We start from the raw sequence: 12,663 nt of genomic DNA, 5'->3' as shown, positions 1-12,663 counted from the left end.
GACCTCGCGGGTGGTTATGCAAACAAATCGCCGGTGCCGGTCGCGGCGGCGGGCGGTGTCGCCTGGGCCAGGCGGGTGATCTCGGGCCAGCTCTGCACCAGGCCGTTGTAGGCCATGGCCTCGGTCGCGCGCTTCTTGCGCTCGCACAGGGTGTAGAGGCGGTAGCACAGCTCACGGGCGGTCTCGGCCTGGCCGCCGAGTTTGGCGACCAGGGCCGCCGCCGCGCCCTCGCCGCCGAATTCGAGGACGCGGATCAGTTGGTGGACCATCTCCCAGACGGTGAGGCGCTTGTCGGTCGTCGGATCCCAGTCGGCGGGCAGCTCGGCGGGTTTGAGCAGGCGCACCTTGCCAGCCTTAGAGACCAGGATGCCGGCCTCGGCCAAGCCTTGCACACTGGTGTTCTTGGATTTCGATAACTGTTCGGCCACGCCGAAATCCCCCTCGGCAAAACCCACCTGATCGAACCAGGTCAGCGCCCAGCGGCTGTCGGCGTCGAAGTCGCCCTCCTGCTCGGCGAGGGCCTCGTCCAGGGTCTGGTTGATGAGCGCCAGGGCGGCGCGGACTGGGAGCGGCTGGCCCTCGGCGTCGAGCACTTTTGAATAGCGGGTATAGACCGCCATACCGGGGCCGATGGCGGCCTGGGCCAGATCCACCGGGGCGATGTTGCCGCGCTGAAGATGGGCGAGGGCCTGCGGCAGCTCGGCCTTGAGGGCAGACACGAAGTCGCGGCGGGTGGCGGTGGGGGCGTTGGCAGGGCGCTTGCGGCAGACGAGGACGATGCTGGAGGCAAGGGCGTTGGTGCCCGAGCCGATCATACGGTTACCGAGTTCGGTGCGCATCGGCCAGGTGCCACTGATGGCGAACCCGGCCTCGATGACGGCGGCCAGAAAGGTGTCCCAGCCGGTATTGGTCGTGCCGGCGTCCCCCTTCGTCTCCGCCTGCTTGAAGGCGTAGTAGATGGTGACCGGGAAGGCGGGATGCGCCTGCTCGGCCAGTCGGTGCATGGCGTGCGTCATGCCGTCGAGGAAGAAGGTCTCGGCCTTCTCCTTGCTGCCGTGACGGTAGGGTGTGGCGACCAGTTCCTCGGCCTTTGGGACCGCCATTGTGGCGAAAAGGTCGGGGAACACCGGGCGCAGTGAGCGGCGCAGCCAGACGTAGAAGAAGTCGGAGAGATCAGCGTAGCCGATGTTGTCGTAGTAGGGCGGGTCGGTGGAGACGAGCTTGTCGGTGCTGACTGACTGCGATTGCGCGTAGTCCTGCTTAGCGAAACCGGGATGTTGAGCGGGCACCTGTTCGAGGGCCTTCACCATGTTGCCGAGACTGACCGTGTAATCACCAGCCGCCTTGCCAAACACGTTGTTCTCAGCGTAGTCCCAGATCATTGGAATAGCTTGTCGCCCGAATAGGTTGCGGACCTGGGTCTTCGTGACTTCCCAGCGGCAAAGCGCATTGCAGATATCGGTGAGCCTGCTCAGCGCGATCCCCAAATACACGCCAACCGCCTCCGCATAGGCCGTCGCGCCGGTGCCTCCTTCAGCGAGACTGATACCCGTACGTGGTGAGCCCGTCGAACCACGTACGGGCACGCCGTTCCACCCTTCGACAGGCTCGGGGCGAACGGCGTCATCGGCAGGCCAACTGGCGGCGAGGGCGTCGCGCTGGACCCGCTCGCGCGCCTCGGCCACCAGATCGGAGAAGGTCGTCAGCGCCACGAGTTGGCGGGGGGTGAAGAGGTCGCCGTAGGTCGTCAGCCCGTATTGCACCGTCCAGAAGTTGCGCGGATCGTCGGGCAAGGGCGTTTCCGGCTTCCACTCCGGTTGCGCCTTGAGCGCAGTAGCTTCCTGCTCCGGTGTCGGCGAGAGATAAACGCGACCGCGCGTGCCTTCGGCCACCACCGCCATCAGCCGCGCACCCATGCGCCCGGCCTTGCCCTCGGCCTTGATGTAGTCGCCGGTCATCGGCGCGTCCGACATCAGGCACTTGAAGTTCGCGCCGCGCGAGAGCTTGGTGCCGTTCTTCGCCGCCTCCGCATCCCGCGGTTTACCCACCTTCACCGTAAAGTGATAGCCGCCGGCCCCCTCTCCCCCGCCCTCCCCCGCGAGGGGGGAGGGCGTCAGGACAGGCTCGACATAGGCCTCCTTGCCCGCCTTGGTACTCAGCATGAAGGTCGAGGCGAGCGGCACATCGACATAGGCAAAGGCCGGGTTGGGGCTCTTCACCGTGCGCGCCCAGAGCCAGGCGATGACGGTGAGCTTGCGGCCCAGGTAGGGCTTCAGGTCCGGTCGAGGATTGCGCGGGTCCTCGACCATCTCGGCCGTGACCTCGATCTGGGGATAGAGGTGGCCGATGCGCTTCTCGGCCTCGTTGCGCATCCACTGGCCGTAGTAGCGCACGTCTTCGGCCAGGCCCTGGGCGCCCCGCCACTCGCGAGCAAATAGCTCACCGCTGCCCGTGGGTCGGGTTAGGGCAGCGTAACCCGACGATTTCGGCGCGGCTTGTCGGGTTACGCGGCTGGCGCCGCTAACCCGACCTACGGCGGCTTGGCCTTTACCGGCTTTGGCGGCGCCGAAAGCATCGGGATGCACGGGCGGGCGGCCGACAAAGCGGGGCGGGATCTCGATCATGGCCTTGTTGATGAGCACCGCCACCGGGTTGAGGTCGCTGGCATAGCTCTCCAGCCCCAGCCGCTGCGCCTCCAGGGGCAGGGCGCCGCCGCCGGCGAAGGGGTCATGAAAGGCCGGCAGCTTATAGCGGTCGAACAGCTCCCTGGCCCGCGGGTGGTCGGCGTTCGCGGCGCAGGTGTAGCGCCAGCTCTGCCAGATTTCGTCGCGCGCCGCCTGCAACACGGTTTCGTTGGTGGTGTTCTCCCACAGCACCAGTTGCTCGATGATGCGGAACAGCCGCTGGCGCTCTTTTTCCTGTTTCTTCGCGGTGGGAAAGAGGTCGGGATGCGCCGAGGGGTCATCGACCATCTGGGCAAAGATCACCGCCCGCGCCGCCGCCAACGGCCGCCGCGCCCACCACAGGTGCAAGGTGCTCGGATGCCCGTGACGGATCGACTTCTCGCGCGCCGCCGCCTTGTTGATGGCTTCGAGCGGCAAGGCGACTTCGATGAGTTTTTTCTTGTAGGTCATGGGGAAAAGAATGTTCGCTGCAACCAACTGGCGAAGGTATTTGCGGCGGGTAGGTTGGGATCAAGATAGCGGGCTGAAATGGCTTGTCCGAAAGGTTTGCCCGGCTCCTCTTGCCAGGCAAGCCAGGTATGAATCCGGGCCTTGGGTTTCCTCAATTCAGGAAACTTGATCTGATCAAGTGGAATGCTGTCGATGGATTGCTCGACATGGGCCAGCAAAGAGTCGCCTTCCGGCACCAGGAAACGCAGAAAATCTTCCAGAATGCCCGGCTCTTGATTGTCGGGCATCAGCCAAACACCAACTCGGGGCAACAACGAATCCGCCGGCGACTCAATGATGGTTCCTTCGGGGGCGGGTGCGGCTGGAACATCGCTGTATCCTGCCGCGCTGAGGCGGAAAACCACCGCCTGCCATCGGGCTTGAAGGTCGGTGTCCGCATCCAGGATGATCCCCAACACGCCAATGTCGCTCTCCTTCAGACGGACGTTTATGCCCTCAATCAGCGGATCTTTGCCGCCATAGGGGTGGATAGTTTCAATTTTTCCGAGTTGTCGCTGACCGCAGATGTGCTTAACCACATGCTCGTCATCCGGGCCTTCAACCATAAGTACGCGCTTGCCCGTCATGGCCTACCTAACCTCGATCTGGTCACGCGTAACGATTTCCAGTTCCTTCTCCGAGAACAGTGTCGGAATGATCGCGTCATCTTTCCCTGACAGCCGAACCAGTACGCCATCCTCCGGGCTCTCGCACGCAGCTTCCTGAAATGCACGCACGCAATCCCAGCTATGCGAGGTGGCGAAAACCTGAACATTCAGATCATTTGCGAGATGGAAAATAGTGCGCCATATCTCGGTCTGAACCGAGTAATGCAGGCCATTCTCGATTTCATCCACCAGCAGCACACCATTGCGCGCGTTGCATAAGGAAAGAATTACACCAAATAACCGATTCACCCCGTCACCAAAGCTGCGCAAAGGTACCGGCGATGGATAACGGCTGCTTTTGGCGATGGCCGTGCGCGGGCGGGTACTTCGTTCGTCGCTGCCAATCATGGAAACGGCCTGAATGTCCGCTGAAATTACCTTAAGCGCTTTGACGACCTCCTGCTCGGCGTCGGTCAGAGCAATGGCATCCCAGAGTGCACCCATCTGGCTGGTGGAACGTGAGCTGAACGGGTCCAGATAAACGCATGGGACTGGAGCGGTGTCCGTTTCGGCCCTCATTGGGAATCGCCGCTGAAGGCGATCAAGTGGGACGACACGTTTTCGACCCGAAATATCCAGATCCAGGGCAGGAAAACTATCTGCATCGTCGAACAGGTCAGCCGATGCAGTTTCATACGAGAATGATTGCCGCTCAGAATCAGATTTCCTGACAAACCAATTGATGCTGGCACTCATCCTGGAAATTGCAGGCGGCAAGTCGCCGGTGGCGGCGATGGAAAACCCGTGCTTACTTGATGAAAGGTCGGGAAACCCGTTGAACAGATTGCAAAATGGCGCAAGTTCACTCGGCAAATAGATTTTTTCCGAGTCAATCGTTGCCCCAAGCTCTTCACGGTAATTCAGGATTTCGTAGAGCGTTCTGAGCGCGCCCCCTGTAGCAAGAATCCTAATGGCTTCAAGCAGGGAGGATTTGCCGGAATTATTCTTCCCGGTGACAAGATTGACCTTTCCGAAACCGTCAATATGCACATCATTAAGCGCCCTAAAGCCTCGTATCCCAAGTGTTTTTATGAACGTTGTCATGACTGCATTCTCCTAATAAATATCGAACAACTTAGCCAATCCAGCACGGACAACTTCGCTGTCCGCAGGCGAGAGTTTTCCAAGCTGCCCTCGCACCAAACGATGATCGAGGGTGAAGAGTTTGAAACGCACCATGGATGCCGTCGGCAGTCCAGCGGCGGCGAGGTCGGTCAGCGGGCAATCGAGCGGCCATGGGGCGTTGCCTTGCGAGGTGATCATGGCCATCACCGAATGGCCGGCCGGTGTATTGAAGCTGGCCGCGTCGGACAAAACTAGCGCGGGGCGGTTTTTGGTGGCGTTGCGATCCGAGAAGGGGAACGGCACCCGGACGACGGCGTAACGCTCAAAGCTCACGGTAGGCTTCCTCGTCTGCCGACCCGGCCCATTCGCTCAAGGTGCCTTCGACGGCGCGCAGGTAGTCAATGTCCAGCGGCTGCACGCGGCGCACCGTCGCGGTGCCGTCGGGGGCAACTTCCCAGGCGATCAAGTCGCCGGGGACGACGTGCAGCGCGGCGCGCACCTCCTGCGGGATGGTGGTCTGGCCCTTGGCTGTGATCTTGGCGACAGCGAGCATGTCGTTCTCCGGTAAGGACTGCATTACATCCTTACTTTACGGCGAGCCATGAGGAGGATCAAGACGATCTTTCATCGGGGCACCCCGGCGCGTGCCAGCAATCCGGCGAAGTCGTAATCGACGGTAACGGCGTTGAAATCCGGCTCGCGCTGAAATGGCTGGCGCAGGTAATGCACCTTGTGGTTCGTCTCGTCCAGGAACTCGACGATGGCGAGGATGAAGTCGTCCGGCTTGTTGAGGGAGTACAGAATCTCGTTGCGCGTCACGGTGATGGTCGGGGCGCCCGAGACGCGGCCTTTCACCTCGATAAATCGCAGCTTGCCGGTGCCGGGGACGCGGCTCTCGATGTCATAGCCAAGCTTGTCGAATTCCCGATCGGTGGGCTCGAAGCCAAGGCCGCGCTCGGTGGCCATGACGATGGCGCGGGCACGGGCGGCGCTGGCCTGAGTGTCCGCCGGGTGCGCGGGCGTGCCGGCCGCGACCTGCCCGGTCATTGCCTGGATGAGTCCCAGCGGCACTACCAGCAAGCCACCCAGCACCACTGGCGGCAGCGGCGAGAGCTGGGCCTCGAGTCGCAGATCTTCGAGCCGCTTGTGCAGCCGCCCCTGGAGCAGATCGGCCCGCTTGCGCGCCTCGCCAGAGTTGAGGCGGGCGTTGGGTCGGCCGGCCTGCTCTTGCAGCTTAAGTTCCTCGGCGCGATGGTCCCAGTAGGTGATCTCCTTGGTGAGACGCTCCTTGACCGCCGCCTCGGTCTTGGCGATCAGCTCCAGCTTGGCGCCTTTGACCTCGGCCAGGTGCTCGGGCACGACCTGGGCGATGGCGTACCCCTGCGCCTGCTGTTCCAGCCCCCGGTCGAGCCACTGGCACTCGGGGCGATCCAGGATGCCGTCAATACCCGGCTCGCCGTTCTTCAGCGGACGGTAGTCGAGGTAAGGCGCGTAATGGAGGTGGCGGGTGGCGCCACTGGCATCCTGCTCGACATAGAGCATCCGCCTGGAGACGACCCGGCGCTCGCCCGCGCGGGTCAGGCCGGCGTCCTGGATGGCGTGCTCCAGGTAGAAGAGCACCCGGGGCTGGGTGCCCGGATCGCGCTCGTCCACCAGGACGGTGCCGCGTTTGAGCAGGTCGCGGTGGCGCTCCAGGGTGAGGTCGATGACGGCGTCGAGCAGCGGATGACCGGGACAGACGAAGGCGGCCAGGGGCTGGCCCTGGGGCGCTACCAGGGCCTTCTCGAAGACGATGCGCTCGTAGCGCGGGAGCACCGGCTCGCCGATGCCGATGAGCCGGTCGCGGTTGCGCACGGGGGCCGGGACATGGCTGATCTCGTAGCGGCGGGGCTCGCGTTGCTTGAGGGTGCCGCCGAGCCGCTTGAAGGCCTCGAAGAAGAAGGATTCGATGTAGTGGGGTTGCAGGCGACGGGCATCGGCCCGCTCCATGTCTTCGCGGATGCGCTGGACGCGGCTGGCATCCATGGCGTCGTGGGCCAGCCCCCGCTCGTCGATCAGGGCTTGCAGGTGGCCCCGGTCGAGGCTGATGTCGAGGACGGTATCGAGGAAGGCCTTGACCTCGTCGCGCTCGCCATAGCGGATGGCCTCGATCAGGAGATCGCGCAGAGACTGCCCCTCGAACTGCAGCTTGCCGAGCACGTCGAAGACCTGGCCGCCCAGGGCCTGGCGGGCCTGTTCCAGCTTCTCCAATAGCTTGCGGTAAACATCGCCCTCGCGGGTCTCCGCCGCCACCAGATTCCAGAGGTGGCAGACCTCGTTTTGGCCGATGCGGTGGATGCGGCCGAAGCGCTGTTCCAGCCGGTTGGGGTTCCAGGGCAGGTCGTAGTTGACCATGAGGTGGGCGCGCTGGAGGTTGATGCCCTCGCCCGCGGCGTCGGTGGCCAGAAGGACCTGGACTTGCGGGTCGTGCTTGAAGGACTCCTGAACCTTGAGGCGCGCTTCCCGACCGATGCCGCCGTGGATGATGACGACGGCCTCCTGGCGCCCGAGCAGGGTGGTGATGCGGCCCTCCAGGTAGTTCAGCGTGTCGCGGTGTTCGGTGAAGATGACCAGCTTCTGGTGTGGCGAGGGCTTGGGTGGCGGGATCGCCCCCGCGCCGTACGGAATCTGGGGCTCGGCGACACCGGGGTCCAGCGCGGCCGGGGTGAAAACCGCGCCGAGCAGGCTCGCCAGTTCGCGCCATTTGGTGTCGGTGCCGCTGCGGCGTACCGCCAGGGCCTGGGCTTCGAGCCGTTGCAGGGTGTCGATCTCGCTGCGCAGTTCGTTGATGCTGCGCGCGGCGGTGGCCTGATCGAGGATCGCCTCCTCGGCGGCCGCGATCTCGTTTTCGGGGGCGTCTTCGAGATCTTCGATGTCGTCGGCATCGAGTCCGACCGACGCGGACGGGACGCTCATGCTCCCAGCGCGCTGAAGCAGTTCCAGCTCCCGCAGCCGGCTTTCCAGGCGCTCGCGGCGGCGGCGCAGGGACTGGTAAATGGCCTCCGGCGAGGAGGCGAGCCGCCGTTGCAGGATGGTCAGGGCAAAGCCGACGGTGCCGGCGCGCTTGTCGTTCTCCAGGGCCTCGGCGCGGTTGAACTCCTCCCGCACATACTCGGTAACGGCCTGGTAGAGCGCGGCCTCGGCATCCGAGAGCTTGTAGGGCACCGTGTAGGCGATCCGCTCGGGGAACAGCGGCGTGCCATCGAACTTGAGCAGGCGCTCCTTGACCATGCGGCGCATCAGGTCGGATACGTCGGCGGTATGGACGCCATCGCGGAAACGCCCCTCGAAGCGGTCGCCATCCAGGAGCGCCATGAAGAGCTGAAAGTCCGCCTCCTTGCCGTTGTGGGGCGTGGCCGACATCAGGAGGAAATGCCGGGTCAGGGTCGAGAGCAGTTGTCCCAGCCGGTAGCGCTTGGTGTATTTGACCTCGTTGCCGAACACTGTGGCAGACATCTTGTGGGCCTCGTCGCAGACCACCAGGTCCCAGCGGCAGTCCGGGGCCTGGAGCTTCCCTTGCACCGCCTCGTTGCGCGACAGCTTGTCCAGGCGGGCAATGACCAGGTTGGTTTCGAGAAACCAGTTGCCGGTGCGCGCTGCTTCCAGCTTGTCGTTAGTGAGGATCTCGAAGGGCAGATGAAAGCGTCGAAACAGCTCGTCCTGCCACTGTTCGGCCAGACTGCCGGGGCAGACGATGAGGCAGCGTTGCAGGTCGCCCCGGGCGATCAGTTCCTTGATCAGCAGGCCGGCCATGATGGTCTTGCCGGCGCCGGGGTCGTCGGCCAGCAGGAAGCGCAGCGGCTGGCGCGGCAGCATGGCCTCGTAAACGGCGGTGATCTGGTGCGGCAGCGGATCGACCAGGGAGGTGTGCACCGCCAGCACCGGGTCGAAGAGATGGGCGAGGCGGATGCGGTGGGCCTCGGAGACCAGGCGGAAGAGGGCACCCTCGCCGTCGAAACTCCAGGGCCGGCCCTGCTCCAGCAGCTCCAGACGGGGTTCGTCGTGGCGGTAAAGCAGCTCGTTGGCGACCCTGCCGGCCGGGGTCTTGTAGGTCAGCTCCAGGGCTTGCGAGCCGAACCACTGGACGCTGACCACCGTCACCAGGGCATCGGGGAGGATGCCGCGAATGGCCGCGTTGGTCTGGAGCTGTTCGAGGTGCATGGCCGGTGGGTCGCGTCCTGGTTCTTGATCCTTGCGTCAGTCTCCCATAAGCGGGTTAGGTCCGCACGGACACCTTGAACGCGAGGCGCGCGGCCGACTAGAACTGCCGCACCTTGATATTCAGGGTCTGGATGCGGTAGGCGATCTGGCGGGGGGTCATGTTGAGCAGCCGCGCGGCCTTGGCCTGCACCCAGCCGGCCTCCTCCATGGCGGCGATGACGCGTTCGCGTTCATCCAGGTCCGGGTCGTCCAGGTCGATCCGGGGGGCTGATTCCGCCGCCGGTCCGGCCAGCCGGCCGGCATCGGCGGGCGGCTGGGCGTCCCGGCTGCCCCCATCGAGACCCGTGAGCTCGATGGTATCCCGGTCGATGATCCCAGCCTCGCTCATGACGGCCGCGCGCTCCATGCAGTTCTCCAGCTCCCTCACATTCCCTGGCCAGTCGTGGCGCATCAGGATGCGCAGGGCGCTGTCCGTGATCTTCAATTCGCGGCCCTGACGGCTGGCCACCTTGGTGACCAGGAAGCGGGCCAGGTCCGGCAGGTCCTCGATGCGCTCGCGCAGGGAGGGCATGCGAATGGGCATGACGTTGAGCCGATAGTAGAGGTCCTCCCGGAAGTCACCGGCGCGCACCCCGCTTTCGAGGTCGCGGTTGGTCGCGGCAATAAAGCGCACATCCACCTTGAGGGTCCGGCTCCCGCCGACCCGCTCGAATTCGCCCTCCTGCAGGATCCGCAGCAGCTTGGCCTGGAAGGCGGGGCTGATTTCGCCGATCTCGTCAAGAAAGAAGCTGCCGCCGTCGGCCTGCTCGAAGCGGCCCTTGCGCAGGCTGATAGCGCCCGTGAAGGCCCCCTTTTCATGACCGAAAAGCTCCGATTCCAGCAGGGTGTCGGGCAGGGCCGCGCAGTTGAGCTTGACGAAGGGCCCCCGGGCCCGCGGCGAGTTGTAATGGATGGCATTGGCGACCAGTTCCTTGCCGGTACCCGACTCACCGCGAATCAGCACCGTGGTCGTCCACTTGGCCACCTGCCGCACCTGGTCAAAGACCAGGCGCATGGGCACGGTGTGGCCGATGATGCTCTCGAAACCATGGGTCGCCTTGACCTCGCGGCGCAGCTTGTCGCGTTCGTCCCGGAGGGCCTGTTGCTCGGCCTCGACCGAGCGGGCCAGTCGCACGGCCTGACCCATGAGATTGGCGACCATCTCCAGGAAGCGGGCCCGCTGCGGCAGCAGCCCATCCGCCCGCGGGGGTTGGGCGGCGAAGACCCCCACGGCGCAGCCCTCGCCGATGCGAATGGGCACCCCGATAAAGGGCAAGGCCGGCTGATAGAGGTTCAGCCGGTCCAGAAAGCGGGGCTCATCCCCGACTCTTGGCAGTATCCAGGTCTCGTTGCGTTCCAGAATGCGGCCAATGATCCCCTCTCCGGAGCCATAGCGGACCGGCTCCAGGGGGGCCGCACGACCCTGGTGCAGGGCACAGGTCAGGAGATCGCCGCTTTCCTCGTCCAGGAGCGCCACCAGGCCATGGCTCAGGCGGCCGCGCTCGTGCAGCACCCTCAGCACCTCTTGCAGGGTCTCGCGTAAATTCAGCGAGCGGCTCAGGACGCTGCTCACCTCGAAGAGGGTGTCAAGCTGGGATTCGAGCAGGGCGAGACGGGAGGACTCGTCGGGGATAGCGGAAAGCGGGCGTTCGTCGGTCATGGGTGCGGGGCCTGGTCACAAAGCGGATTTGGCGGTGCTCAGAAAGAGGCGCATGCGGCAGCCATCCTGGAAACCGGGGTCCACCTCGATGGAGCCCCCGTGGGCGTTGACAATCTCCTGGGCGATGGCCAGCCCCATGCCGGCCTTGCCACGGCGACTGCGCCAGCCGATATGGAAGGGTTCGAAGACCTTGTAGCGGTCGGTGCTGGGGATGCCGACGCCGTTATCCTGAATCTCCACGACCACCGCGCCCTCCAGTGCCCGGGTGTTGAGCAGGAGCTCTGGGTTCATGCGCCCGCTCTCGTTGAGGGCATAAATGGCGTTTTCAATCAATTCCTTGAATACCGAGCGCAACTGATTCTCGTGACCCGGGAGGGCCGGGAGCACCTCGGCGGGGCGCCAATCCACCACGATCCCCGCCGCGAGCAGCCGATCGGTCTCCAGATCCAGGACCTGGCGCAGGAGCTCGTTGACATTGACCATGGCCTCGGCCTCGCGCGGCTCCTCGGGCAGGGCGCCGCGCAGCGTTTCAAGGGCCCGGGCCCCGGAGGCGCAGATCTGGTCCAGCATGGCAGCCAGAGTCTCCAGGCTGGCGGTGCCGCACCGGACCATGACCGAGGCGGCATTGATGACGTTCATGGGGGCCTGGAGTTGGTAGATGGCCGCCGCCAGGGCCTCGTGCATCCCCTGTATCAGTTGCTGCTCGGCGAGTCTGGCCCGCAGGTTCTCCAGATGGGCGCGGGCCATCTCGCGGCGGCGCGCCGTGATCTCCGTGGCGATCAGGAGGAGTTGCCGATCACCCCGGGTCCCACTGGCGAAGTAACCGCGAGCACTGGGGTCTGGCTCGTCCGCCGGGGTTCCGGAGCAGGAGAACCAGCGTGGGCCTCGCCCATTCGGGGTCTCCAGGCTGATCTCGAGATTCTTGAAACCCTGCCCCGCCAGGCAGGCCTCTATCGGGTCCGTGCCCGCTTGCCCCAGGATGGCCTCGATCAGCACCTTGGCCGGCTCGCGCCCCCGCAGATCCCCCAGGAGCTTTTTATATTCCTGGTTGTCGAGCAGCACCCGTCCCTGGGCATCCAGCAACATCACCACCACGGGGGCGGCGTCCAACACCATCTCGATGCGTGCCTTCTGCTGGCGCAGCCTGGCCTCCAATTCGTGCTCCTTAGTGACATCACGCTGCTTGCCGAGGAAGTAGCCCAGTTCGCCGTGCCGATCCAGGACCGGGGCGATCGTCAGCTCCACCAGGTAGTCGCCCCCTTGCTTGGTGCGGTTGACCAGGATGCCGGTCCAGGTTTGCTTGCGCGTGATGGTCCGCCACAACTCCTGGTAAATGCTTTCCGGGGTTGCCCGGTTGTTGAGAATGGACTGGTTCTGGCCAATCACCTCCTCCCGCGCGTAACCGGTCAGGGCCTCGAAGGCACGGTTGACATAGAGGATGGTCGCCTGGGGGTCCGCGATGGAGATGGCGGAGGGCGTCTGCTCGACCGCCTCGAAAAAGAGCCGGGGTGGTAAGGCGTCGGCGGCAGGCCCGGACAGTTGGTTCAGGGCCTCGATCACCTCGCCAGGGGTGCCGGGCGGTGGCGAGGCGAGAAACTCGACCAGGGCCTGGGTGAAGATCCCGTGAGGGAGTTCTGGGATGTGAGTAGCCGTCACGGGGGTGCTCCAACAAAAGGGCCGCAGGGTATTAATTCATAGCAATATTCGTGCCCCTTGCCACCCTTCGGTGCCAGGCCTGAGGTCTTGACTTCCCGCCACGGCCCCCATTGCCCGGCTAACTACTTGATCCCGGCTTCCGCTCGAGGATGACAGCATCCTTGTCGGGTCGGCAACAAAGCCGAACCGCCCGCCATCCCGG

8 protein-coding genes are annotated in these 12,663 nt (G+C 64.6%); all 8 read right to left on the bottom strand.

The features are described 5' to 3' along the window. Positions 1 to 14: 14 nt before the first annotated feature. A complete protein-coding gene (locus IPN92_04965; GenBank protein ID MBK8637652.1) occupies positions 15 to 3,134 on the bottom strand; it encodes a DUF1156 domain-containing protein in 3,120 nt (1,039 codons plus the stop codon). Further along, positions 3,131 to 3,760: a hypothetical protein gene (locus IPN92_04960; GenBank protein MBK8637651.1), complete on the bottom strand. Its 630-nt coding sequence runs from the start codon at positions 3,758 to 3,760 to the stop codon at positions 3,131 to 3,133. Before IPN92_04960 ends, IPN92_04965 begins: the two co-directional genes overlap by 4 nt. A gap of 3 nt (positions 3,761 to 3,763) precedes the next feature. Further along, positions 3,764 to 4,885 (bottom strand): AAA family ATPase, encoded by a 1,122-nt coding sequence (locus IPN92_04955; protein MBK8637650.1) that lies wholly within the window; start codon positions 4,883 to 4,885, stop codon positions 3,764 to 3,766. A 12-nt stretch (positions 4,886 to 4,897) separates the two neighbouring features. Further along, positions 4,898 to 5,239 carry a type II toxin-antitoxin system PemK/MazF family toxin gene (locus IPN92_04950; protein ID MBK8637649.1) on the bottom strand — a complete coding sequence of 114 codons (342 nt, stop codon included), beginning with the start codon at positions 5,237 to 5,239 and terminating at the stop codon, positions 4,898 to 4,900. Beyond that, positions 5,229 to 5,459, bottom strand: coding sequence for a type II toxin-antitoxin system PrlF family antitoxin (locus IPN92_04945; GenBank protein MBK8637648.1), 231 nt, complete (start codon positions 5,457 to 5,459; stop codon positions 5,229 to 5,231). Before IPN92_04945 ends, IPN92_04950 begins: the two co-directional genes overlap by 11 nt. A gap of 71 nt (positions 5,460 to 5,530) precedes the next feature. Beyond that, on the bottom strand, positions 5,531 to 9,106 hold the full coding sequence (locus IPN92_04940; GenBank protein ID MBK8637647.1) for a DUF3883 domain-containing protein: 3,576 nt from the start codon (positions 9,104 to 9,106) through the stop codon (positions 5,531 to 5,533). A 97-nt stretch (positions 9,107 to 9,203) separates the two neighbouring features. Continuing rightward, a complete protein-coding gene (gene nifA / locus IPN92_04935) occupies positions 9,204 to 10,805 on the bottom strand; it encodes a nif-specific transcriptional activator NifA (protein MBK8637646.1) in 1,602 nt (533 codons plus the stop codon). 15 nt (positions 10,806 to 10,820) lie between these two features. Continuing rightward, positions 10,821 to 12,461: a nitrogen fixation negative regulator NifL gene (gene nifL / locus IPN92_04930; GenBank protein MBK8637645.1), complete on the bottom strand. Its 1,641-nt coding sequence runs from the start codon at positions 12,459 to 12,461 to the stop codon at positions 10,821 to 10,823. Positions 12,462 to 12,663 lie beyond the last annotated feature (202 nt).

The organism is Chromatiaceae bacterium (assembly GCA_016714645.1).
In the GTDB taxonomy this organism is placed as follows: Bacteria; Pseudomonadota; Gammaproteobacteria; order Chromatiales; family Chromatiaceae; genus M0108.
Note: the sequence above shows the minus strand (reverse complement) of the source record. Positions and strands in the feature narration are given on the sequence as shown.

Bases quoted from the DNA above. Each gene is read 5' to 3' on its own strand.
- IPN92_04965 (MBK8637652.1), bottom strand. From the start codon at position 3,134: ATGACCTACAAGAAAAAACTCATCGAAGTCGCCTTGCCGCTCGAAGCC.
- IPN92_04960 (MBK8637651.1), bottom strand. From the start codon at position 3,760: ATGACGGGCAAGCGCGTACTTATGGTTGAAGGCCCGGATGACGAGCAT.
- IPN92_04955 (MBK8637650.1), bottom strand. From the start codon at position 4,885: ATGACAACGTTCATAAAAACACTTGGGATACGAGGCTTTAGGGCGCTT.
- IPN92_04945 (MBK8637648.1), bottom strand. From the start codon at position 5,459: ATGCTCGCTGTCGCCAAGATCACAGCCAAGGGCCAGACCACCATCCCG.
- IPN92_04940 (MBK8637647.1), bottom strand. From the start codon at position 9,106: ATGCACCTCGAACAGCTCCAGACCAACGCGGCCATTCGCGGCATCCTC.
- nifA (MBK8637646.1), bottom strand. From the start codon at position 10,805: ATGACCGACGAACGCCCGCTTTCCGCTATCCCCGACGAGTCCTCCCGT.